Annotated in this window: 23 protein-coding genes; 10 read left to right on the top strand and 13 right to left on the bottom strand. The window is 74.4% G+C overall.

What is annotated here, in order from left to right; all coding sequences use genetic code 11:
- Positions 1 to 8: 8 nt before the first annotated feature.
- The 5 genes from Q6349_RS03255 to Q6349_RS03235 all read right to left on the bottom strand — a co-directional run bounded on the left by Q6349_RS03255 (position 9) and on the right by Q6349_RS03235 (position 4,224).
- Positions 9 to 953, bottom strand: a complete 945-nt coding sequence (locus Q6349_RS03255) for a hypothetical protein (protein WP_304602832.1) — start codon at positions 951 to 953, stop codon at positions 9 to 11.
- Positions 950 to 1,870 (bottom strand): FAD-dependent oxidoreductase, encoded by a 921-nt coding sequence (locus tag Q6349_RS03250; RefSeq protein ID WP_304602831.1) that lies wholly within the window; start codon positions 1,868 to 1,870, stop codon positions 950 to 952. The genes Q6349_RS03255 and Q6349_RS03250 overlap by 4 nt, the downstream gene beginning before the upstream one ends.
- A 98-nt stretch (positions 1,871 to 1,968) precedes the next feature.
- Positions 1,969 to 2,763, bottom strand: coding sequence for an amino acid ABC transporter ATP-binding protein (locus Q6349_RS03245; protein WP_304602830.1), 795 nt, complete (start codon positions 2,761 to 2,763; stop codon positions 1,969 to 1,971).
- The gene (locus Q6349_RS03240) at positions 2,756 to 3,409 is read right to left on the bottom strand and encodes an amino acid ABC transporter permease (RefSeq protein WP_304602829.1); all 654 of its coding nucleotides are present in this window, start codon (positions 3,407 to 3,409) and stop codon (positions 2,756 to 2,758) included. The genes Q6349_RS03245 and Q6349_RS03240 overlap by 8 nt, the downstream gene beginning before the upstream one ends.
- Positions 3,409 to 4,224 (bottom strand): amino acid ABC transporter substrate-binding protein, encoded by an 816-nt coding sequence (locus Q6349_RS03235; protein WP_304602828.1) that lies wholly within the window; start codon positions 4,222 to 4,224, stop codon positions 3,409 to 3,411. The genes Q6349_RS03240 and Q6349_RS03235 overlap by 1 nt, the downstream gene beginning before the upstream one ends.
- Before the next feature lie 221 nt (positions 4,225 to 4,445).
- On the opposite strand from Q6349_RS03235, the gene Q6349_RS03230 reads away from it, so the two are divergent.
- From Q6349_RS03230 to Q6349_RS03210, 5 genes are all read left to right on the top strand, one after another.
- The gene (locus Q6349_RS03230; protein ID WP_304602827.1) at positions 4,446 to 4,928 is read left to right on the top strand and encodes a heme-degrading domain-containing protein; all 483 of its coding nucleotides are present in this window, start codon (positions 4,446 to 4,448) and stop codon (positions 4,926 to 4,928) included.
- A gap of 68 nt (positions 4,929 to 4,996) precedes the next feature.
- The gene (locus Q6349_RS03225; RefSeq protein ID WP_369810792.1) at positions 4,997 to 6,550 is read left to right on the top strand and encodes an amidohydrolase; all 1,554 of its coding nucleotides are present in this window, start codon (positions 4,997 to 4,999) and stop codon (positions 6,548 to 6,550) included.
- A gap of 1 nt (position 6,551) precedes the next feature.
- Entirely contained in the window at positions 6,552 to 6,899 is a 348-nt protein-coding gene (locus Q6349_RS03220; protein WP_369810793.1) for a TraR/DksA family transcriptional regulator, read from the top strand.
- Between the two features lie 59 nt (positions 6,900 to 6,958).
- Positions 6,959 to 7,579 (top strand): uridine kinase, encoded by a 621-nt coding sequence (locus Q6349_RS03215; RefSeq protein WP_304602825.1) that lies wholly within the window; start codon positions 6,959 to 6,961, stop codon positions 7,577 to 7,579.
- An 88-nt stretch (positions 7,580 to 7,667) separates the two neighbouring features.
- Positions 7,668 to 9,065 carry an adenylosuccinate lyase family protein gene (locus Q6349_RS03210; protein WP_304602824.1) on the top strand — a complete coding sequence of 466 codons (1,398 nt, stop codon included), beginning with the start codon at positions 7,668 to 7,670 and terminating at the stop codon, positions 9,063 to 9,065.
- Positions 9,066 to 9,111: 46 nt separating this feature from the next.
- On the opposite strand, the gene Q6349_RS03205 is transcribed toward Q6349_RS03210, so the two are convergent.
- Positions 9,112 to 9,465, bottom strand: coding sequence for a helix-turn-helix transcriptional regulator (locus Q6349_RS03205; protein ID WP_171246160.1), 354 nt, complete (start codon positions 9,463 to 9,465; stop codon positions 9,112 to 9,114).
- Positions 9,466 to 9,545: 80 nt separating this feature from the next.
- Here Q6349_RS03205 and Q6349_RS03200 point away from each other — a divergent pair, with 80 nt between their 5' ends.
- Positions 9,546 to 10,904 carry an FAD-dependent oxidoreductase gene (locus tag Q6349_RS03200; RefSeq protein ID WP_304602823.1) on the top strand — a complete coding sequence of 453 codons (1,359 nt, stop codon included), beginning with the start codon at positions 9,546 to 9,548 and terminating at the stop codon, positions 10,902 to 10,904.
- A 68-nt stretch (positions 10,905 to 10,972) separates the two neighbouring features.
- Complete coding sequence (locus Q6349_RS03195; RefSeq protein WP_171246162.1) at positions 10,973 to 11,284, top strand: hypothetical protein; 312 nt, start codon at positions 10,973 to 10,975, stop codon at positions 11,282 to 11,284.
- 122 nt (positions 11,285 to 11,406) lie between these two features.
- Here Q6349_RS03195 and Q6349_RS03190 read toward each other — a convergent pair whose 3' ends face one another.
- Genes Q6349_RS03190 through arsB form a run of 6 tightly spaced genes read right to left on the bottom strand, consistent with a single transcriptional unit; the run spans position 11,407 to position 17,790 of the window.
- A complete protein-coding gene (locus Q6349_RS03190; RefSeq protein WP_304602822.1) occupies positions 11,407 to 12,123 on the bottom strand; it encodes a cation diffusion facilitator family transporter in 717 nt (238 codons plus the stop codon).
- Positions 12,124 to 12,152: 29 nt separating this feature from the next.
- On the bottom strand, positions 12,153 to 13,430 hold the full coding sequence (locus Q6349_RS03185) for an APC family permease (protein ID WP_304602821.1): 1,278 nt from the start codon (positions 13,428 to 13,430) through the stop codon (positions 12,153 to 12,155).
- A 37-nt stretch (positions 13,431 to 13,467) separates the two neighbouring features.
- Complete coding sequence (locus Q6349_RS03180) at positions 13,468 to 15,168, bottom strand: FAD-dependent oxidoreductase (protein WP_304602820.1); 1,701 nt, start codon at positions 15,166 to 15,168, stop codon at positions 13,468 to 13,470.
- Positions 15,165 to 15,578, bottom strand: coding sequence for an arsenate reductase ArsC (locus tag Q6349_RS03175; protein WP_304602819.1), 414 nt, complete (start codon positions 15,576 to 15,578; stop codon positions 15,165 to 15,167). The genes Q6349_RS03180 and Q6349_RS03175 overlap by 4 nt, the downstream gene beginning before the upstream one ends.
- 14 nt (positions 15,579 to 15,592) lie before the next feature.
- Positions 15,593 to 16,663 (bottom strand): metalloregulator ArsR/SmtB family transcription factor, encoded by a 1,071-nt coding sequence (locus tag Q6349_RS03170; RefSeq protein ID WP_304602818.1) that lies wholly within the window; start codon positions 16,661 to 16,663, stop codon positions 15,593 to 15,595.
- Positions 16,660 to 17,790 carry an ACR3 family arsenite efflux transporter gene (gene arsB / locus Q6349_RS03165; RefSeq protein WP_304602817.1) on the bottom strand — a complete coding sequence of 377 codons (1,131 nt, stop codon included), beginning with the start codon at positions 17,788 to 17,790 and terminating at the stop codon, positions 16,660 to 16,662. The genes Q6349_RS03170 and arsB overlap by 4 nt, the downstream gene beginning before the upstream one ends.
- Positions 17,791 to 17,898: 108 nt before the next feature.
- Here arsB and Q6349_RS03160 point away from each other — a divergent pair, with 108 nt between their 5' ends.
- Genes Q6349_RS03160 through Q6349_RS03150 form a run of 3 tightly spaced genes read left to right on the top strand, consistent with a single transcriptional unit; the run spans position 17,899 to position 21,292 of the window.
- The gene (locus Q6349_RS03160; protein WP_304602816.1) at positions 17,899 to 18,627 is read left to right on the top strand and encodes a TetR/AcrR family transcriptional regulator; all 729 of its coding nucleotides are present in this window, start codon (positions 17,899 to 17,901) and stop codon (positions 18,625 to 18,627) included.
- Complete coding sequence (locus tag Q6349_RS03155) at positions 18,624 to 19,631, top strand: ABC transporter ATP-binding protein (protein WP_304602815.1); 1,008 nt, start codon at positions 18,624 to 18,626, stop codon at positions 19,629 to 19,631. Before Q6349_RS03160 ends, Q6349_RS03155 begins: the two co-directional genes overlap by 4 nt.
- Positions 19,628 to 21,292, top strand: coding sequence for an ABC transporter permease (locus tag Q6349_RS03150; RefSeq protein ID WP_304602814.1), 1,665 nt, complete (start codon positions 19,628 to 19,630; stop codon positions 21,290 to 21,292). Before Q6349_RS03155 ends, Q6349_RS03150 begins: the two co-directional genes overlap by 4 nt.
- A 48-nt stretch (positions 21,293 to 21,340) precedes the next feature.
- Here Q6349_RS03150 and Q6349_RS03145 read toward each other — a convergent pair whose 3' ends face one another.
- Complete coding sequence (locus tag Q6349_RS03145) at positions 21,341 to 22,129, bottom strand: SDR family oxidoreductase (protein ID WP_304602813.1); 789 nt, start codon at positions 22,127 to 22,129, stop codon at positions 21,341 to 21,343.
- Positions 22,130 to 22,171: the final 42 nt, after the last annotated feature.

Raw genomic sequence — 22,171 nt, 5'->3', positions numbered from 1 at the left:
CGAACGTCTCAGGGAGGGCAGGCGCCCTCGGCCCCGGGACGCGCGGGCCGCACGGCGGTCAGCGCCTCGGCGACCAGCGCCCCGACCTCGGGAGCCGCCAGGTAGCCCGCCGGGCGGCCGTCCAGCGTGCTCGCGGCCGCGTGGTGCCCCGGGACCGGGTTCTCGACGTGCGCGTTCTCGATCGACCGGGGCCCCGGGACCGGGAACGCCGCCGGGTCCAGGTCGTTCAGCGTCAGCAGGTCGCGCGGGTCGCGCAGCGCGACCCACCGTTGCACCGGCTCCGGCCAGGTGAGCGGCGCGAGCGCACGCACGGCGTCGAGCACCGCGGTGATGGCCAGGGGGGAGCCGAGCGTGACCAGCAGCGGGACGTCGTCGGCCCCGGGAACCGCCGAGCGCAGCACCTGGTAGGCGATCACCGATCCCAGCGAGTGGGCGACGACGACGGCCGGCTCGTCCCCGGCGAACGCCGCGGCCACGCCGGTGTCGATCGTCGACCGCGCCTCGTCGTCGGTGAGGTAGACGTAGACGTCGCGGACGAAGAGCAGCAGGATCGCGCTGCTCAGCCCCGGCACCCACCGGTCGACCGCGGCCAGCGCCGCCGACAGCGCGGCCCACAACGACCCGCCGGTCAACGACGCGGGTGCGACGGACGGCGCCGCCGTCAGCACCCCGGAGCCGCTGAGCACCTCCCGCGCCACCGACAACGCGAACCGGGCGGCGTCCTCGGACAGCCCGGGCAGGCCGTGCGTGGTGATCGGCGGGGGCTCGTCCCCGCCGGTGACGGCCGCCAGGGCGTCACCGTAGAAGACGAACGTGGCGTCGTCGTCGCGCAGCCGCAGCTCCGCACCGGCGTCGGCGAGCCCCGCGTTCAGCGCGGCCAGCCAGCCGGCCTCGATGCGCTCGGGGTCGAGCCCTCCGGTGTCGCGGCCGTGCAGCAGGATCAGCCGGGTCATGCGGCCACCGCGTCCTGGACGAGGGAGCGCACGTCGTCGGCGCAGCCCCAGCTCGCCGTGACGCCCGCCCCGCCGTGGCCGTAGCAGTGCACCACGCGGCCCGCCCGCTCGACGCGGACCTCCGGGCGCGCCGGCCGCAGCCCGACGGCGTGCCGCAGCACGCGCGCCTCCGCGACCGCGGGCACGAGGCGGGCGGCCCGCTCGAGGATGTCCAGCCCCGTCCGCGGCGAGGGGTCGAGGGTGTCGTCGTCGGCCTCGTGCGTGCCGCCGACCACCACCTCGTCGGTCCGGGGCACGACGTACGTCGGTCCGCGCGCGTCCAGCCACCACCGGTCCAGGCCCCACTGCGCCAGGACGACGACCTGGCCGCGCACCGGGTGCACCGACGGGTCGTCGGCGAGCTCGCGGGCTCCCAGCCCGGTGGTGTTGACGACGACGTCGGCGTCGCCGGGCCACGAGGCCACCGTCCGACGGGTGATCGCGCCGCCGAGGGCGGTGACCCGGCCGGCCAGCCAGCCGAGGTACCGCGGCATGTCCGCCACCGGCGACGCGAAGGTCCAGCCCGCCGCGTACGACGACGGCACCTCCGTCGTCCGGGTGAGCGCGGGGACGGCGTCGCGCCACCACGGCTCGGCCGGCTGCTCGCCGAAGACCTCCGTCCCGGAGCGCATCGTGACGCCGGCCCCCGGGTCCGTCGCGGCCAGGTCGGCGAGGACCTCGAAGGACCGGGCCGACCACCGGGTGACGCGGTCCTGCGGGGAGGCGAGGTACGGGTACCAGAGCGCCGCAGCGACGGCCGAGGTGGTGTCCCGGGGCAGGTCCCGGGCGACGACCGTGACCCGGTGCCCCACTTCCAGGAGGCGGACGGCGCAGGTCAGCCCCATCACCCCAGCTCCGACCACCGTGACGTCTGCCATGGCGCGGAGTCTGCCAGAGCCCGGGGCAACCGACCACGCCCGGTCGCGCTGCCCCGGGCCCGCGGTGCGGCCGTTCCTTCGTCGAGCGAGCCGGCCGTTCAGTCGAGCGGGTGCAGGACCTGGTGCAGGAACCGACGGGTCCGCTCCTCGCGGGGGGCCGAGAACATCGTCGACGGCGCCCCCCGCTCGACCACCGCGCCGTCGTCGAGGAACAGCACCTCGTCGGCCACCGCGCGGGCGAACTGCAGCTCATGGGTGACCACCACCATCGTCCAGCCCTCCTCGGCGAGCTCCTTCATCACCGTCAGCACCTCGCCGACGAGCTCGGGGTCGAGGGCGGAGGTCGGCTCGTCGAACAGCAGCAGGTCCGGCTGCAGGGCCAGGGCCCGCACGATCCCGACGCGCTGCTGCTGCCCGCCGGACAGCTCGCGGGGGTAGGCGTCGCGCTTGGCGGCGAGCCCCACCCGCTCCAGCAGACCTAGTGCCCGTGACTCGGCCTCGGCCCGCGGCACGCCGCGGGTCTGGACGGGCCCCTCGGTGACGTTCTGCAGCACCGTCAGGTGCGGGAACAGGTGGTGGTGCTGGAACACCATCGCCGACCGGTCGCGCAGCGCGTCCCGGGCGGCCTGTGCCCGGCGCCCGGCCCGGCCCCACGCGCGGCGGGGACCGCCGTCGAACGTGACGGACGGGCCGCCGTCGAAGGCGACGGTGCCGGCATCGGGTGCGGCCAGGCCGTTGAGCGAGCGCAGCAGCGTGGTCTTGCCGGACCCGGACGGGCCGATGAGGGCCACGACCTCGCCCCGTCGCACCTCCAGGTCGATGCCGCGCAGCACGTGGTTGTCGCCGAAGGACAGGTGCAGTCCGGTGGCGGTGAGCAGGGGTGCCTCAGACATACTGCTCCAGCTTCCTCTCGAGCCGCGTCTGCCCGAAGGACAGCACGGTGCAGAAGATCCAGTAGATGATCCCGGCCTCGACGTACAGCAGCATGAACTCGCTGGTGAACGCGGCGATCTCCTGCGCCTCGCGGAACAGCTCGGTCACCAGGATCAGCGAGGCCAGCGAGGTGTCCTTGACCAGGGAGATGAACGTGTTCGAGAGCGGCGGCACGGACACACGGGCGGCCTGCGGCAGGACGATCCGCCGCAGGGTGCGGGTGCGGGACATGCCCACGACGTAGCCGGCCTCCCACTGGCCGGTCGGCACGGACAGGGTGGCGGCGCGGATCACCTCGGCGGCGTACCCGCCGACGTTGAGGGAGAACGCGATGACGGCGCTCGGCCACGGGTCGATCGTCAGCCCCAGGGACGGCAGCCCGTAGAAGATGACGAAGAGCTGGACCAGCAGCGGCGTGCCGCGGATCGCCGAGACGTACGCCCGGCCCACCCCGGAGAGCACGGGGTGGGCCGCCAGGCGCAGCATCGCGACGCCGAGGGCGAGGACCAGCCCGATCGCGAACGAGACGAGCGCGAGCGGGATCGTCCCCGTCAGCCCCCCGAGGACGAGGGGCCACCAGGAGTCGGTGAAGAGCTGGACGTCCATCAGCTCGTGACGTCGGCCCCGAAGTACTTCTCCGAGAGTGCCGTGAGCGTCCCGTCCTCACGCAGGGTGTCCAGCGCGGTGTCGATCTCCGCGACCAGGGCGGCCCTCTCGGGGGTGACGACGAACCCCATCTCGGAGGTCTCCTCGGTCTCGGCGGCGATCTCGATCGGCGCGTCGGGGTGCTCGGCCTGGTGGTCGAGCACGGTCAGCGAGTCGTTGATCGTGGCGTCGACCCGGCCGGTGCCGAGCAGCTCGACGGACTGGGCCCAGCCCTCGACGGCCTCGATCTCGGCACCCGACTCCTCGGCCAGCGCCCGCCAGTTGCTGGTCAGCGACTGCGCGGCGACCTTGCCGTCCAGGTCCTCGAAGCTCGTGATCGAGGTGTCGCCCTCGGCCACGACGACGGCGCCGCGCGAGACGGTGTACGGCTGGGAGAACTCGTAGGACTCGAGCCGCTCCGGGGTCATCGACACCTGGTTGGCGATGGTGTCGAACCGGCCGGCGTCCAGCCCCGCGAAGATCGCGTCCCACTGGGTCTCGGCGAACTCGATCTCCAGGCCGAGCTCGTCGGCGACCGCCTCGGCCACCTCGACGTCGTACCCGACGAGCTCGCCGGAGGCGTCGTGGTAGGTGAACGGCCGGTAGGTGCCCTCGGTGGCCACGGTCAGGGTGCCGTCCGAGACCAGGTTCAGCTCGCCTGTGCCCTCGGCGGCGTCCGCGCCCCCGGAGGTCCCGCCGTCGGTGCCGCAGGCCGTCAGCGCCAGCGCGGTCAGGGCGGCCGTGGCGGTGGCGAGGAGGGCGGGCGTGCGTCGCATGAGGGTTCTCCTGGGTGGTGCGTGGGCCCGGCGGCGGGGTGCCCCGGGCGGACGTGACGATCGATCAATGGTGTCGATGGGTCGCATCGACCGGCGTGATGCCACGAGCGCCAACAGGGCGGCGCTCCGGCCGTATTCCCGCTGTGAGCGACGCCACCCGGGCGCGGTGCGCGGCGCGGTCCGGTCGGACAGGTCGGGGCGGACGTGCCACGCTGGGGCGCATGAGCACCGACGACGTCGCCGCCCTGGTCGCCGAGGCCGAGGCGGCCGAGCACGAGCTCGTGCTGGCCCGGTTCACCCATGACGACGCGTGGCGGCTCGGCTGCCTGCTCGTCGAGCTCGCGGCCGAACGGGACCTGGCCGTGACGATCGACGTGCGCAAGGGGGACCAGCAGGTCTTCCACGCGGCGCGCGAGGGGACGACGCCGGACAACGACTCGTGGGTGGAGCGCAAGGTGCGGGTCGTGCACCGGTTCGGCGCGTCGTCGTACCTCGTCGGGCTGCGCGCCCGCGCGCGCGGACGGGACTTCAACGAGACGCACCAGCTGCCCCTGCAGGAGTACGCGGCCCACGGGGGTGCGTTCCCGGTCCGTGTCGAGGGTGTCGGGATCGTGGGGGTCGTGACCGTCTCGGGGCTCGCCCAGGCGGACGACCACGCGCTCGTGGTGGAGGCCCTGCGCACGGTCGTCGCCGCGAGCGCCTGACCAGCCTCTTCGCGGCCGATCCGCCTCCCGGCCTGCCCGGCGCGGGGTGGACGTCATACGGTGTGCGCGTGACCGTCCTGCACCTCGTGAACGCCCGCCTCGCCGGGCGCCCCGACCGGCCGGTGGACGTGCTGCTCGCCGACGGCCACGTCGCCGCCGTCGTCCCCACGGGCGCACCCCTGCCCGGTGACCTCGACGTCGGGTACACCGGGCCCGAACGCGTCGACCTGGACGGTCGCACCGTGATCCCCGGGCTGTGGGACGCGCACACGCACCTGACCCAGTGGGCCATGGTGCGCCGCCGCCTGGACGTCTCGACGGCGACCGGGCCCGCGCACGCCGCCGCCCTGGTCGGTGCCGCGCTCACCGACGAACGGCGCCACCCGGCCCCGGGCCGGCCGTTCGTCGGGTTCGGTTTCCGTTGGGCCACGTGGGACGACGAGCCGACCTCGGAGGTGCTGGACTACGTCGCCGGCGAGGTCCCGGTCATCCTGATCTCCGGGGACCTGCACTCGGCCTGGGCGTCGACCGCCGGGCTGCGGTACCTGGGCATCGAGCACCACCCCACGGGTCTGCTGCGCGAGGAGGAGTGGATGCCGGCCTCCCCCGAGATCGTCACGGTCTCGGCGGCCGACGCCGACGAGCTCCTCGCCGACGCCGCCCGGGCCGCCGCCGAACGCGGCGTCGTGGGCGTCGTCGACTTCGAGGTGGACGACAACCTCACCGCGTGGCGTCGCCGGGCCATGGCCGGCTGGGACCTGCTGCGCGTCCGGGCCGCCGTGTGGGAGCAGCACCTGGACGCCGTCGTCGACGCGGGCCTGCACACCGGCGACGTGCTCGCCCCCGGGTCCGGGCCGGCCGCCGACCTCATCACCCAGGGCCCCCTGAAGGTCATCTCGGACGGCTCGCTCAACACCCTCACGGCGTTCTGCTTCGACGACTACGCCGGGTTCGCCGGACCGGACGCGCACGGCATCCTCAACGTCGCCACCGACCAGCTCGTGCCGCTCATGACGCACGCCCACGCCTCGGGGCTGCGCTGCGCCATCCACGCGATCGGCGACCACGCCAACGCCCTCGCGCTGGACGCCTTCGAGGCCTCCCGGGCGCGAGGGTCCGTGGAGCACGCGCAGATGCTGCAGGCGGAGGACGTCGCGCGGTTCGCGGCGCTCGGCATCACCGCCAGCGTGCAGCCCGAGCACGCCATGGACGACCGGGACGCCTCCGACGAGCTGTGGGTCGGCCGCACCGAGCGGGCGTTCCGCCTCGCCGACCTGCACGCCGCCGGGGTGCCGCTGGCCCTCGGTTCCGACGCGCCGGTGGCACCCCTCGACCCGTGGTTCGCGATCGCCTCGGCCGTCACCCGGTCCCGCGACGGCCGCGACCCGTGGCACCCCGAGCAGCGCATCGACGTCGCGACGGCGCTCGCGGCCTCGACCGACGGTCGCGGGGTGCGGGTGCGGCCCGGCGACCCGGCCGACCTGGCGGTGCTGGAGCTCGACCCCCTCACGCTGTCCGACGACGGCACCCCGACGGGAGCGGCCGTCCTCGCCGAGGTGCTGCGCGAGCTGCCCGTGGCGGGCACCCTCGTGGCCGGCCGGTGGACCTACCGGGGGTTCTGAGGTGGTCACGCCGGATCCGGTGGCCCGGCTGCGCGAGCGGCTGGCGCTGACCGAGGACCGCATCGCCCGGCAGCGCGCCGTCGTCGACGGGATCGTCGCCTCGGTGCGGGGCGAGAACGTCGACGACGAGCACGACCCGGAGGGTGCGACGCTCGCCTGGGAGCGTCAGCAGGCGGCGGCGCTGCTCGCCGAGGCCGAGCAGGAGCGCGACGCCCTGCACGCGGCCCTCGACCGGGTGGAAGCCGGGACCTACGGCGTGTGCGAGGTGTGCGGGCGGGCGATCCCCGCCGGCCGGCTCGAGGCCCGCCCGGCGACCACCCGCTGCGTCGAGCACGCCGGCACTCGGTAGCGCGGCCCGGTAGCGCCGCCCGCCGCCCGCCGCCGGGCGCCGCTGCGAGACTGGACCGCGTGCACGCCGAGCCCACGACCCCCGACGCCGTGGTGACCCACGTCGTCGACCTCGTCCTGTCCCGGCCGGCCGACCGCCCGGTGCGGCTCGTCGTCGACGGGCACCCGTCCACCCGCCCCGAGGTGCTCGCCGACGCCCTGGTCGGCCCGCTGGAGGTCGCCGGGCGCCCGGTGGCCCGGGTGCGGGTCCGGGACTTCTGGCGTCCCGCCTCGCTGCGGCTGGAGCAGGGGCGCCGGGACCCGGACGCCCTGCTGGACGACTGGATCGACGTCGGCGGTCTCAACCGCGAGGTCCTGACCGCGGTGGTGCACCGAGGCCGCTGGCTGCCTTCGCTCCGGGACCCCGTGACGGACCGCCCGACCCGGGCGGACCGGGTCGACGCGGCACCGGGGACCGTCGTCGTGCTGGACGGATCGCTCACCCTCGGCCGCGGTCTCGACGTCGACCTGTCGGTGCACCTCGCGCTGCGGCCGGCCACCGAGACCCGGAACACCCCGCTCGACGAGGCGTGGCGGCTCGCCGCGTACACGCGGTACCGACGCGAGGTCGCGCCCGAGCGGCGGGCCGACGTCGTGGTGCGGGTCGACCATCCCGACCGGCCGGCGCTGCTGGTGCGCTGAGCCTTCCGCGGGGTGCCCAGTTGTCACCGCTGAAACATGGGCGGGGCAGAATGCACAGCATCGACTCCCACGTCGACAGGAGCTGGACATGATCGTCGCACCGTTCGGACGCTTCACCGAGGGCCGGGTCCCCGACCCGGGCATCGCCGCGCTGTTCACGCGCGAGAACCGCTGGCAGGCCCGGCTCGACGTCGAGGCCGCGCTGGCCCTGGCGGAGGCCGACGCCGGCGTCATCCCGAAGGAGTCCGCCCGGGCGATCGCGCTGACCGCCCGCATCGAGAAGCTCGACATCAAGCGTGTGCTGGCGGGCACGGCGGAGGCCAGCCACCCGCTGGTGCCGCTCATCGAGGAGTTCGCCCGCGTCGTCGGGTCCAAGCACGGCGGCTGGGTGCACTGGGGTGCGACGACGCAGAACATCACCCAGACCGCCGACGTGCTGGTGCTGCGCGACGCCCACCGCGTGCTGCTGCGCCAGCTCGGCGGCACGCTCCGGGCCGCCGCGGCCCTGGCCGAGGGGGCGGCCGACCTGCCGATGGCGGGCCGCACCCACTCCCAGCACGCCGTGCCGGTCACCTTCGGGTTCAAGGTCGCGGTGTGGATCGACCAGCTCGTCGCGCACACCGAACGCCTCGAACGGCTCGACGACCGCCTGTTCTGCGTCCTCATGGGCGGCGCTGCCGGCACGTTCGCGTCCTTCGGGGACGCCGGGCGCGTCATCGAGGCGGGCGTCGCCCAGCGGCTCTCGCTGCACCCGATGCGGGTGCCGTCCCGCTCGGTCAACGACGGCATCGTCGAGCTCGTGCTGGTCCTCGCCCAGCTCGCGGGGACGATCGGCAAGATCGGTCGCGACGTCTACGCGCTCATGCAGCCGGAGTTCGCCGAGGCCTTCGAGCCGGTCCCCGAGGGGACGGTCGGGTCGTCGACGATGCCGCACAAGCGCAACCCCCAGCTCGCCCTGGACCTGTTGACGATGTCGTCCGAGCTGCGGGCCCTGGCGACCCCGGCGCTGGAGTCGATGCTGCACGACCAGGAGGCCAACGGGGCGATGACCGCGCTGCTCGAGGACGTCTCGGCGTCGGCGGCGGTGCTGGCCGGCGACATGCTGGCCCGGCTGCAGGTCATCCTGGCCGGCCTCGAGCTCGACCCGGCCCGGATGCGCGAGAACATCAAGCTGTCCGAGGGCATGATCGGCTCCGAGGCGCTGATGCTCGCCCTGGGGGAGAAGATCGGTCGGCAGAAGGCGCACGACGTCGTCTTCGAGGTGGCGCAGGCGGCCGCCACGCAGGACACACCGTTCCTGGAGCTGCTGCAGGCGGACCCGCTGGTGGGCGGGTCGTTCGCGCCGGACGAGCTGCACGAGCTCGTCGACCCGGCCGGCTACCTCGGGTTGTCGGCCCAGATCGCCACGGAGCTCGCCGAGTGCGCGATCTCCACGGCCGACCGCCTCGACCGCCTCCCGGAGCGGGCGCCCGTCATCACGCGGTGAGCGGCCGCGCGGCGCACGGCCCGTGGGCCGCGCGGCCGGCAGCCTGTCAGAGGCTGCCCAGCGCCGCGGCCGTCCGGTCGAGCGCGCCGGGAGCCACCGCGTAGTAGGCCCACCGCCCCCGCTGGCTGCGGGTCAGCAGCCCGGCGTCGACGAGCACCTTGAGGTGGTGGCTGACGGTCGGCTGGCTCAGGCCGACGGGTTCGGTGAGGTCGCAGACGCACGCCTCGTGGCCCTGCTGGGCCGCGACGATCGAGAGCAGGCGCACCCGGGCGGGCTCGCCGAGGGCCTTGAACACGCGGGCCAGCTCCTGGGCACGCGCGGCGTCGACGCCCGCAGCGGCCGGTTCGACGCAGCAGGAGCCCGCCGGTGCGTCGGTGGCGGGCGTCTCGGTCGTCGTCATGGCCTCCATCTTGCCACGTATCGACAAGTGTGGATATGTTGTCCGCGGACACATCGACAAGTATCGATATGGAGGCAGTCATGGGGACGACGACGGAGTACCCGGTCGTGGTGATCGGCGCAGGCCCGACCGGGCTCGCGGCCGCGGCGCACCTGCTCGAACGCGGGCTCGACCCGCTCGTGCTGGAGGCCGGTGAAGGCCCCGGCGCGGCGGTGGCCCAGTGGGGGCACGTGCGGCTGTTCTCGCCCTGGCGGTACTGCGTCGACCCGGCCTCCCGCCGTCTGCTCGAGGCCACCGGCACGTGGCAGGAGCCGGACCTCGAGGCGCTCCCCACGGGCGCGGACCTCGTCCACGACTACCTCGAGCCGCTGGCCACCACCGACGCCCTGCGCGACCGCATCGCGTACGGCACCCGGGTCACCGCCGTCGTCCGCGACGGGGCCGACCGCACCCGTTCCCTGGGACGTGAGCGCCGTGCCTACCGCGTGCGGACCGTCGGGGCCGACGGCAGCACCCGGGACGTGCTCGCCCGGGCCGTCGTCGACGCCTCCGGCACCTGGACCCGCCCCAACCCCGTCGGTGCGCACGGCATCCCCGCGGTGGGCGAGGAGGCGGCGCGGACCTTCGTCACGGGGCCCCTGCCGGACGTCCTCGGCGCCGACCGGGACCGGTTCGCCGGCCGCCACACCCTGGTCGTGGGGACGGGGCACTCGGCCGCCAACACCTTGCTCGCCCTGACGACGCTGGCGGACGAGGTGGCCGGCACCCGCGTCACCTGGGCCATCCGCGGGGGCTCGGCGCGCCGGCTGTTCGGCGGTGGTGCCGACGACCAGCTCCCGGCCCGCGGGTTGCTCGGCAGCCGGCTGCGCGACGCCGTCGAGGCCGGCCGCCTCGAGCTGATCACCCGCGCCGCGGTCGACGAGCTCGTGCCCGACGGTGACGTCGTCCGCGTGCGCGGGACCGGACGCCGTGCCGGGGTCGACGGTTCGCTCGACCTCGCCGTCCACCAGGTCGTCGGGGCCACCGGGTTCCGGCCCGACCTCGACCTCCTGCGCGAGATCCGCCTCGACCTCGACCCCGTCGTCGAGGCGCCGTCCCGGCTCGCCCCGCTCATCGACCCGAACCTGCACTCGTGCGGGTCCGTCGAACCGCACGGCGAGTCCGTGCTCAGCCACCCCGACGCCGGCTTCTACCTGGCCGGGATGAAGTCGTACGGCCGGGCGCCGACGTTCCTGCTCGCCACCGGGTACGAGCAGGTCCGGTCCATCGCCGCGGCACTGGCGGGGGACCGGGCGGCCGCCGACGCCGTCCACCTGGAGCTGCCGACCACGGGGGTCTGCTCGACGGACCTGGCGGAGCCGGACGGCGGCGACGGCTGCTGCGGGACGACGGCGGAGCCGGGACCCCGGCCGGTCGCGCTGTCGTCGGCGCCGCGGTAGGTTCGTCGGCACCGGGTGCGCGCCGCCGCCGTCGCGCGACGGCCCGCACCCGGTGCCACGCTGGACGCATGACCAGCCGCTCCCGCCGTCTGGTGACGGCCGCCGCCGTCGTCCTCGTGCTCACCCTGCTCTCGGCCTGCGCGGCCGGCGCGAACCCCGCGCTCGACACCGCCCCCGCCGGCGCCGAGGACCCGGCCGGGTTCTGGTACGGGCTCTGGCAGGGCATGATCCTGCCGGTCACCTTCGTGGTGTCGCTGTTCACCGACACCGTCTCGATCTACGAGGTCCACAACAGCGGCAACTGGTACGACTTCGGCTACGTGCTGGGGATCTCGTTCGTGTTCGGCGGGCCGTTCGGCGCCAGCCGGGCCCGGCGCTGACTCGTCGCCGACCGGTCCTGACTCGCGAAGAACTGTCCTGACTCGCGAAGAACTGTCCTGACTCGCGAAGAACTGTCCTGACTCGCGCGGTGTCGTGCTGACTCGCGCGGTGGGCGGTCGGGTCAGGAGCTGGCGTCGCAGCAGTCGTCGCCGCCGCAGCAGTCGCCGGCGTGGTCCCCGTCCTCGTGGCCGACCATCGCCGCGACCGGGGTGCAGCAGGCGTCCCCACGCCACGCCTCGAGGCCCTCCCGGACGGCGAACCCGGCGATGACGAGCGCCGCCACCGGGTCGGCCCACGTCCAGCCGAGGGTCGCGTTGAGCACCAGGCCGACGAGCAGCACGGCCGAGAGGTAGCTGCAGATCAGGGTCTGCTTCGAGTCGGAGACGGCGGAGGCCGATCCGAGCTCCCGGCCCGTGCGGCGTTCGAACCAGGACAGCAGCGGCATGACGGCGAGGCTGACGGCGGCGAGCGCGATACCGACGGTCGAGTGGTCGGGTTCGACCGCCCCGAGCAGGGTGCGCACGGCCTCGACGGTGACGAACGCGGCCAGCCCGAAGAACGAGAACGCGATCAGGCGCAGCGCCACCCGTTCACGCCGGTGCGGGTCGGGGGCGGCGAACTGCCAGGCCACCGCGGCGGCGGAGAGCACCTCGACGACCGAGTCGAGCCCGAACCCGACCAGGGCCGCCGAGGAGGCCAGGTGGCCGGCGGTGAGGGCCACCACGGCTTCGACGACGTTGTAGGCGATCGTCGCGGTGACGATCCAGCGCACCCGGCGTTCGAGCACGGCGCGACGGGCGGCAGCGAGCGGGCGGGGGTGGGTGCCGAGGGACGTCATCCCTCCCACGGTATCGACCCCTGCCGGTCCTAGGACGTCGAGCCCGTGCGGGACCGCCGCTGCCGGACCCACCGGACGAGCACCCCCACGGCGAACACGCCGACCCCGGTCAGCACCGCGCCGACGGGCAGCGTCACCACGAGCACGAGGCACGCGACCAGGCCGAACCCCTGCAGCACGCGCGGGTACAGCCGGTGCTCGGGGGTCTGCGTCCAGGCGCTGGCGTTGGCGACCGCGTAGTACAGCAGCACACCCACGCTGGAGAACCCGATCGCGCCGCGCAGGTCGACGGCCAGCACGAGCGCCACGACGACCACGGCCAGCGCCACCTCGGCCCGGTGCGGCACCCCGAAGCGGGGGTGCACCGCCGACAGCCAGCGAGGCAGGTCGCCCTCGCGCGCCATCGCCAACGACGTCCGCCCGATGCCGGCCACGAGCGCCAGCAGCGCGCCCAGCGAGGCGGCCGCCGCCCCGACCCGCACGACCACCCCGGCCCACGGTGAGCCGTCGACCGCGGCGGCCAGCGGCGCCGTCGTGCCGGCGATGCCGTCCAGGCCCAGGGACCCGAGCAGCGTGAGGGCCACCACCGTGTACACCACGACGGCACCACCGAGCGCCAGCAGCACCGCCCGCGGGATCGTGCGGCGCGGGTCGCGCACCTCCTCGCCCATCGTGGCGATGCGCGCGTACCCGGCGAACGCGAAGAACAGCAGACCCGCGGCCTGCAGCACCCCGTAGGCCACCGCCCAGCCGCCGTCCGTCGGGGTGACGGCGCCGATCCCGAGCGACGGGGCGGCCGCGCCCGACCACACCACGGCGGTCCAGGTCGCCAGCACGAGCAGCACGAGGGCGACGATCCAGCGCGTCAGCCGGGCCGTGCGGGTCACGCCCCGGTAGTTCACCGCGGCCAGCGCGACCACCGCCACCGCCGCGACCGGACGCTCCCAGCCGGGCGGGGCGGCATAGGCGGCGAAGGTCAGGGCCATGGCGGCACAGCTCGCCGTCTTGCCGACGACGAACCCCCACCCGGCCAGGTAGCCCCACCACTCGCCGAGGCGTTCGCGGCCGTAGACGTACGTACCGCCGGCCACCGGGTACTGGGCGGCGAGCTGGGCCGAGCTGGTCGCGTTGGCGTACGCCACGAGGGCGGCCAGCGTCAGGGCCCCGAGCAGCGCCCAGCCGGTGCCGGCGGGCAGCACGGCGCGGGCAGCCGGGGCGAACGCGGCGAAGACGCCGGCGCCGATCATGGATCCGAGTCCGATCGCGACGGCGTCCTTCGTGCCGAGGCGGCGGGCGAGCCGGGTCACGGAGCGGTTCCTTCGGGTGGGTTCCTGTGGTGCGCGCTCATCCTGACAGGCCGCGGCCGCGCAGGTGGCGCTGGTAGGTCGTGTTGCCGCCCGACAGGTTCGCGACGTCGGCGAACCCGCGGTTGCGGAGCACGTTCTGCCCGGCGTTGGCGGTGACGCCCTTGTTGCAGTAGACGATCGTGGGCACTGCCGCGTCGAGCTCGGCGGCCCGGGCCCGCAGCTCGGCCAACGGGATGTGCACGGAGCCGTCGACGGACGAGCGCTCGCGATCCTTCGCGGAGCGCAGGTCGACCACCTGGAGGCTGCCGCCCGCGTCACGCCGGCGGTCCAGCTCGGCGGACGAGACGAGCCCGGCCCGCCCGCTGACGGCGCCGTCCAGCGCCATGCCCGTGTAGTGCACCGGGTCCTTGGTGGTGGAGAACGGCGGGGCGTAGGCGAGGTCGAGGTGGAACAGGTCCTCGGCCCGCGCCCCGAAGCTGATGGCGGTGGCGAGCACGTCGACGCGCTTGTCCACACCCGACGGTCCGACGAGCTGGGCACCGAGCAGCCGCCCGGTGACGCGGTCCGCGACGGCCTTGATCAGCATCTCCTGGCCGCCGAGGTACTCGGGCCGGTCGGGTTTGATGTTGTGCACGATGACCGGGTCGAACCCGGCGGCGCGGGCGCGGTCCTCCGAGAGCCCGGTCTGCGCCACGGCGAGGTCGAAGACGCGCACGATCGACGTCCCGAGGATCCCGCGGTGCTCCAGGTCCCCGCCGGTGAGCACGTCACCGGTGATGCGGCCCATCTTGTTGGCCGTCGACCCGAGCGGCACCCAGACCGGCTCGCCGGTGATGAGGTCGAAGCTCTCGGCGACGTCCCCGACGGCCCACACGTGCTCCACCGAGGTCCGGCCGCGGCGGTCGACGGCGATCGCGCCGGTCTCCCCGACGCGCACCCCGGCGGCCTCCGCCAGCTCGAGGTTCGGCCGGACCCCGACCGCGACGATCACCAGCCCGGCCGGCACGGTCCGGTCCTTCCCGTCCTCGTCCGCCGCGACGACGACGGCCCGGGCCGCGCCGTCGTCGGCCGTCTCGATCGAGGTCACCCGCGCCCTGGTGAGCAGCTCGACGCCGTGGTCGCGCAGCTCGTCGTCGACGCGGTCGGCGACGTCGGCGTCCAGGGAGGGCATCGCGTGCGGCTCCTGCTCGACCACGGTGACCTCGAGACCGCGCTCGGTGAGCTGCTCGGCGGCCTCCAGCCCGATGTACCCGGCGCCGACGACCACCGCCCGCTCGACGCCGCGGGACTCGATCCACTGCCGGATCGCCCGGGCGTCGGACGGGTTGCGCAGCGTGAACACGCCGTCGGCGTCCACGCCGGGCAGCGGCGGCACGACGGGGGAGACACCGGTGGCGAGGACGAGCTCGTCGTAGCCGTCGGTGAACGTCTCGCCGGTGGCCAGGTCCTGGACGGTGATCGTGCGGGACCTGGCGTCGACGTCGGTGACCTCGTGGCCGGTGCGCACGTCGATCGCGTAGCGCTGCGCGAACCACGAGGGGTCGCGCGGGGTGAGATCGTCCATGCTCTCCACGACGCCGCCGAGGTAGAACGGCAGCCCGCAGCCCGAGTAGGAGATGTCCCGGTCGCGCTCGTAGACGACGATCTCGGCGTCCTCCGACCCGCGCCGGGCCTTGGCGGCGGCCGTGGTGCCGGCGGCGACGGACCCGACGACGACGATCTTCGGCCCGTCGCTCATCGGGCGACCACCTCGACGTCGAGCGAGGCGAGCAGCTCCCGCACCCGGCGCTCGATCTCGTCGCGGATCGGGCGCACGGCGTCGATGCCCTGGCCGGCCGGGTCGTCGAGCTGCCAGTCCTCGTAGCGCTTGCCGGGGTAGATGGGGCAGGCGTCGCCGCAGCCCATGGTGATGACGACGTCGGAGGCCTGCACCGCGTCGTCGGTGAGCACCTTGGGCTGCTCGGCGCGGAGGTCGACGCCCTGCTCCAGCATCGCCTCGACGGCGACGGGGTTGATCGAGTCCTTCGGGGCGGACCCGGCGGAGCGGACCTCGACGGCGTCGCCGCCGAGCGCGCGCAGGAACCCGGCGGCCATCTGGGAGCGGCCGGCGTTGTGGACGCAGACGAACAGCACGGAGGGGGTGGGCATGTCGGACGTTCCTCTCAGAGAAGGGTGTCGATGAGGCGGTGGACGCGGGCGTCGAGCTCGTCGCGGATGGCCCGGACGCCCGCCGGCGAGGCGAGCGCGGGATCCCCGACGACCCAGTCCTCGTACCGCTTGCCGGGCAGCACGGGGACGGAGTCCCCGCAGCCCATGGTGACGACCACGTCGGCGGCGCGCACGGCGTCGTCGGTCAGCGGCTTGGGGAAGAAGACGTCGTCGGGCGCGCCGAGGTCCTCCAGCACCGGGCGGACGACGTCGTGCACGTCGCCGGCAGGCACCGACCCGGCCGAACGGACCACCACCCGGTCCCCGGCGCTGCGGGCCAGCAGCGCCGCGGCCAGCTGGGAGCGGCCGGCGTTGCCGACGCAGACGAACAGCACCTGCGGCGGGTGGTCGGGGTCGGTCCCGGGGGCCTCGACCGTGCGGTTCTTGGCGGCGTCCGCGAGGCGCTGGCGGGCGAAGTGCTCGGTGAGCGCGACGAGGTGGACGGGGATGCCCCCGCGGCGGGCCAGGGCGGTGTACGACTCGCGCACGACCCGCAGCGCCTCGTCCTCGCTGGTGCCCGGGATACGGGCCGCCAACGACTCGGCGAGCCGGCCGAGCTCGCGGTCGACGTCGGCCAGGCCGTGGAGCTCGGTCCACCGCCCGGCGCCGGGGTCCTCCGGTGTGGCGACCCGTCCGGAGTCCGCGACGGCGGGGGCGAACCGGTCCAGCAGCGTGGTCACGGCGGTGCGGTACACCGGGGCCACCCGGTAGAACACCGAGGTGCCGCGCCGGTCGGCGCTCAGCACGCCGACGTCGCGCAGCACCTTGAGGTGGTGGGAGACGGTGGGCTGGGAGACCTCGGCCAGCGCGGCGAGGTCGCCCACGTGGGCCTCGCCGCCCGGGGCGGTGGCGATGGCGGACAGCATGCGTAGGCGCAGCGGGTCGGCGAGCGCCTTGAGCACCCCCGCGACCGAGACGGCCACGTCGGGGCCGAGGGCGCGGCCGTCGGCGGGCACGGGTGCCGGTCCGGCGGTCTGGTCGGCGGATCCGCCGGGGGACTGGTCGGGTGACGGTGCGACGGTCATGCGCGGACCTCCGTGTCCGGGGGCGCGGTCATGGCGGCCTCGGTGCCGCCGGGAGCCGCGAGCGGGTCGACGCCGAACCAGCGGCGTCCGGCCCACAGGGTGACGTAGACGAGGCCCACGAGGACGGGGACCTCGATGAGCGGCCCGACGACGCCGGCGAGCGCCTCGCCGGACGTGGCGCCGAAGGTCGCGACGGCGACGGCGATGGCGAGCTCGAAGTTGTTGCCGGCCGCGGTGAACGCGAGCGTCGTGGTGCGGGCGTAGCCCAGGTCGAGGGCCCTGCCGGCGATCATGCCGAGGCCCCACATGATCGCGAAGTACGCCAGCAGCGGCAGCGCGATCCGGGCGACGTCGCCGGGGTGGTTGCTGATCTGCTCACCCTGCAGGGCGAACAGCAGCACGATCGTGAACAGCAGGCCGTACAGGGCCCACGGGCCGACGCGCGGGACGAACCGCTCCTCGTACCAGTCGAGCCCCCGGGTGCGCTCGCCGATCGCCCGGGAGGCGAAGCCGGCCGCGAGCGGGATGCCGAGGAAGACCAGCACGTTCAGGGCGATCTGCCCGATCGAGACGTCCAGGCCCGCGGTGTCCAGGCCCAACCACCCGGGCAGCACCGTGAGGTAGAAGTACCCGAGCACCGAGAACATCACGACCTGGAAGACCGAGTTGACCGCGACGAGCACGGCCGCGGCCTCGCGGTCGCCGCAGGCCAGGTCGTTCCAGATGACGACCATGGCGATGCAGCGGGCGAGCCCCACGATGATCAGCCCGGTGCGGTACGCGGGCAGGTCGGGCAGGAAGATCCACGCGAGGGCGAACATCAGCGCCGGCCCGACGAGCCAGTTGAGCACCAGCGAGCTGACGAGCAGGGCCTTGTCCCCGGTGACGGCGGCGACCCGGTCGTACCGGACCTTGGCGAGCACCGGATACATCGTCACCAGCAGCCCGAGCGCGATGGGCAGGGAGATACCGCCGACCTCCATCGCCTCGAGGGCGTCGCCGAGCACGGGGACGAACCGTCCCAGCGCCAGGCCGACCACCATCGCCAGGCCGATCCACAGCGGCAGCCAGCGGTCGAGGGTGGACAGGCGGGCGCGGACCGGGGTGTCCGCCGAGGTGAGGGGCACGACGTCTCCTAGCTGATTCGACTCCTGTCAATATAGACGAACTTCGAATCAAGCGCATCCGCCGTCACCCCTTGTGGGCAGGCTGAACACGTGTTTAATCTGGTGAACATGAGTTCAGCCCTCGCCGCCGACGCCGATCCGGGCCCGTCCTCGGCCGGTGCGCCCGGGTCGACCCGGGACCGCATCCGGGACGCGGCCGTGCTGCGGTTCGCGCGGTCCGGGTTCGGCACGTCGGTGCGCACCATCGCCGCGGACGCGGGGGTGAGCCCGGCGCTGGTGATCCACCACTTCGGCTCCAAGGACGCGCTGCACGCCGCCTGCGACGAGCACGTGCTGGCCGGGATCGTCGAGTCCAAGCGGCAGAACATGGGCCGGGCCACCGGCGGACAGCTCCTGCAGGTGCTCGCCGAGGTCGACGAGTACGCGCCCCTGCTCGGCTACGTGGTGCGCTCCCTGCAGGCGGGCGGCGACGTCGCCCGGGCGTTCGTGGAGCACATGATCGAGGACGCCCGCGTCTACACCCGCGAGGCCGTGGCCGCCGGGATCGCCAAGCCCAGCGTCGACGAGGACGCCCGGGTCCGGTACCTCACGCTGTCCTCGCTGGGCACCCTCTCGCTCGCCCTCACCCTGAACCCGCCGGAGGACCCGGAGGACGTCGGGGCCACCGTGCGCACCTTCCTGGCCGAGCACTACCTGCCGATGATCGAGCTCTACGCCCAGGGCTTCCTCACCAGCCGTCGCATGCTCGACGACTACCTGCTCTACGTCTCCGACCCTCCGACGGGCGGCGAGTCCGACGACGCACCCGCCCCCGAGACCACGAACGAGGAACCATGACCAGCACCCCGAGCGCCGGCGCGCTCCCCATCGAGATCCACGACCTGCACAAGCACTTCGGCCCCACCCGCGCCCTGGACGGTCTCGACCTGTCCGTCGCCGAGGGGGAGGTGGCCGGGTTCCTCGGGCCCAACGGCTCCGGGAAGTCCACCACCATCCGCGTGCTGCTCGGGCTCCTGCGCGCGACGGCCGGCTCCGCGCGGCTGTTCGGTGCCGACCCCTGGCGCGACGCCGTGGAGCTGCACCGCCGCCTCGCCTACGTCCCCGGCGACGTGACGCTGTGGCCCCACCTGACCGGCGGGGAAGCCATCGACTTCCTCTCCCGGCTGCGCGGACGCCCCGACCCGCGGCGCAAGGCCGAGCTGCTGGAGGCCTTCGAGCTCGACCCCTCCAAGAAGGCCCGCACGTACTCCAAGGGCAACCGGCAGAAGGTCGCCCTCGTGGCCGCCTTCGCGACCGAGGTGCCGCTGCTCATCCTCGACGAGCCCACCGCCGGCCTCGACCCGCTCATGGAGGCGGTGTTCACCGAGCGCGTGCGCGAGGCCGCGGCGCAGGGCACCTCGGTGCTGCTGAGCAGCCACATCCTGTCCGAGGTCGAGAAGGTCTGCGACACCGTGACGATCATCCGCGCCGGACGCGCGGTCGAGTCCGGCACCCTCGACGAGCTGCGCCACCTGACCCGGTCCAGCGTGACGGCCGTGGTGGCGGGCGACCCGGCGCGGGTGACCGCCCTGGACGGGGTGCACGACCTGCAGACCCACGACGACCTCGAGGGGACGCGGATCTCCTTCGACGTCGACAACACGGCCATGGGCAGCGTGCTCACCGCGCTCTCCGGCCTCGACGTGCGCTCCTTCACCGCCGCGCCGCCGTCGCTGGAGGAGCTGTTCCTGCGGCACTACGGCGACGACGTGTCCGCCGACGGCGAGTCGACCGACGGGACCGGGAACGCCCCGGGGCGGCACGCGGCCGCCCCGACGACGAGCGAGGCGGGAGCACGATGAGCACCGCCGTCGCCCCGCCCGCCGTCCGGACCGCCGAGCCCGCCCGCGGGGCCACCCTGACCGGCACCGGCGCGCTCGTGCGCTTCATGCTGCGCCAGGACCGGGTGCGCCTGACCGTGTGGACGGCCTCGGTCGTGTTCTTCTACACGTACTTCACGTTCGCCCTGAACCTGTTCTTCGACGACCCCGCCGCGATGCAGGGGCGGGCCGCCCTGATGGAGACGCCCGCCGGCATCGTCATGGGCGGCCCCGGGTACGGCCTGGACGACTACTCGACCGGGGTCGCCATGTCGAACGAGGGCATCACGTGGATGGTGCTCGCGCTCGCGATCCTGTCGATCCTGCACGTGGTGCGCCACACCCGCGCCGAGGAGGAGTCGAACCGCTCGGAACTGGTGCGGGCCGCCGTCGTCGGCCGGCACGCCCCGGCCGTGGCCGCGATGATCACGCTCGTGCTCGTGCAGGCGGTCATCGCCGTGCTGTCGGCACTGGCCATGGTGGCCGTGGGCGACCTCGCCGTGGCGGACTCGTTCGCCATGACGATCGGTTCCGGGCTCAGCGCGCTCGTGTTCGGGGCCGTCGCACTCGTCGTGTGCCAGGTGGTCGGTCACGCCCGCACCGCGACCGGGGTGAGCCTGGCCGTCTTCGCCGTCGCGTTCGTCGTCCGGGCCGTCGGGGACATCCGCGAGCTCGGCGGGTCCACCCTGTCCTGGTTCTCGCCGATCGCCTGGGCCCAGCAGATGCGTGCCTTCGTCGACCTGCGCTGGTGGCCCGTCGCGCTGAGCGTCGTCGCGATCGTCGCCCTCCTCGTGCTGGCGGCGGTGCTCGCCTCCCGCCGGGACTTCGGCGGGAGCCTCGTCGAGACCCGTGCCGGCCGGCCCGACGCCGCCGTCACGCTGCGCGGACCCCTGGCGATGGCCTGGCTGCAGCAGCGCTGGGCCCTGCTGTGGAGCTGCCTCGGGCTCGGGCTGATGTGGTTCGCCTCCGGCACCATGCTGCCGGGCATCGGCGACATGATCGGCGACATGGTCGTGGACAACCCGGTGCTGGCCCAGCTGTTCGGCGACGACCCGTCCCAGCTCGCCGTCGGGTTCATCAGCGTGCTCGTGCTGTACGCCGCCGTCTGCTGCGCCGCCTACGCCGTCGTCATGGCCCAGCGTCCCAAGGTCGAGGAGTCCTCGGGCCGTGCCGAGGTCGTCTTCTCCCACCCCGTGTCCCGGCACCGCTGGCTCGGGGCGCAGCTCGCCGTCGCCGGGTTCGGCACGGCGGTGCTGCTGGCCGTCAGCGTCTACGGGCTGTGGGCCGGTGCCGCGATCGCCGGGTGGGAAGACCAGGGGTTCGGCGACTACAGCGTGGTCGTGTGGACCCACCTGCCGGCGCTCGCGGTGTTCCTCGGGCTCGTCGTCGCGCTGTACGGCTGGGTGCCGCGGCTGACGGGGCTCGGCTGGGCGCTGGTGGCCTACACGTTCGTCGTCGGGATGTTCGGCCAGGTCCTCGACCTGCCGGACTGGGTCTACCGGGTCTCGCCGTTCGACGGGGTGCCGGAGGTGTTCTCCGAGGAGTCGTACGCCGGCGACCTCGCGCTGCTGTGGGGTGTCGCCGTGGTGCTCACGGTGCTCGGGTTCGTGGGCTTCCGGCGCCGCGACCTCGCCACGGGCTGACCGCCGGGCCCGCGCGGTACGGACCGTGCGGGCTCCGGCGGTCGGCCGTCAGCCGCCCGTCACGCGGGAGACCGCCGCGAGCGCCAGCCGGCGGGGCAGCACGCCGACGAGGGCGCCCGCCAGGGCGTTCGCCCGGCCGGACACCACGGTCGCGGGAGGCCGACGGCGGTCCAGCGCCCGGAACAGCGTGTCGGCGACCTGGTCGGCCGTCTGGAAGCGGCCCACCGCCGGCTCCTCGGACCCGACGACGTCGAAGAACTCCGTGCGCGTCGCACCCGGGCAGAGCGCGATCGCGTGGACGCCCGTCCCCCGCAGCTCGACCGACAGCGCCTCGGTGAAGCTGAGGACGTAGGCCTTGGTCGCGCCGTAGACGGCCATCCGCGGCAGCGGCTGGAACGCCGCGGTGCTGGCCACGTTGACGACCGCGCCGGAGCCGTGGGCGAGCAGGTCGGGCAGCAGCGCGCGGGTGAGGTTCGTCAGCGCCGTCACGTTGAGGGCGACCTCGTCGTCGACGCGCTGCGGGTCCTCCTCGACGAAGGGGCCGTGCGTGCCGAACCCGGCGTTGTTGACCAGGGTGCCGACGGGACGGTCGGCGGCGCGGGCGGCCTTGACGACCTCGGTGACACCGTCCGGGGTGGTGAGGTCGGCGGGCACGACGTCGACCGCGACGCCGTGCTCCGCGCGCAGCCGGGCCGCGAGCTCCTCGAGGCGGTCCGTGCGGCGGGCGACCAGCACGAGGTCGGCTCCTCGGGCCGCGAGCCGCGCCGCGACGACGGCGCCGATGCCGGAGCTCGCGCCGGTCACGACGGCGGACGATCCGTGCAGGTCGAGGGTCATGGAGCGCTCCAGGGGTCGAGGGACGGACGTCGCCACTGTAGG

The sequence above is a fragment of the Isoptericola sp. 178 genome (assembly GCF_030586525.1).
Classification (GTDB): Bacteria; Actinomycetota; Actinomycetes; order Actinomycetales; family Cellulomonadaceae; genus Isoptericola; species Isoptericola sediminis.
The sequence above is the reverse complement of the archived record's forward strand: the minus strand, read 5'-3'. Positions and strand labels throughout refer to the sequence as shown.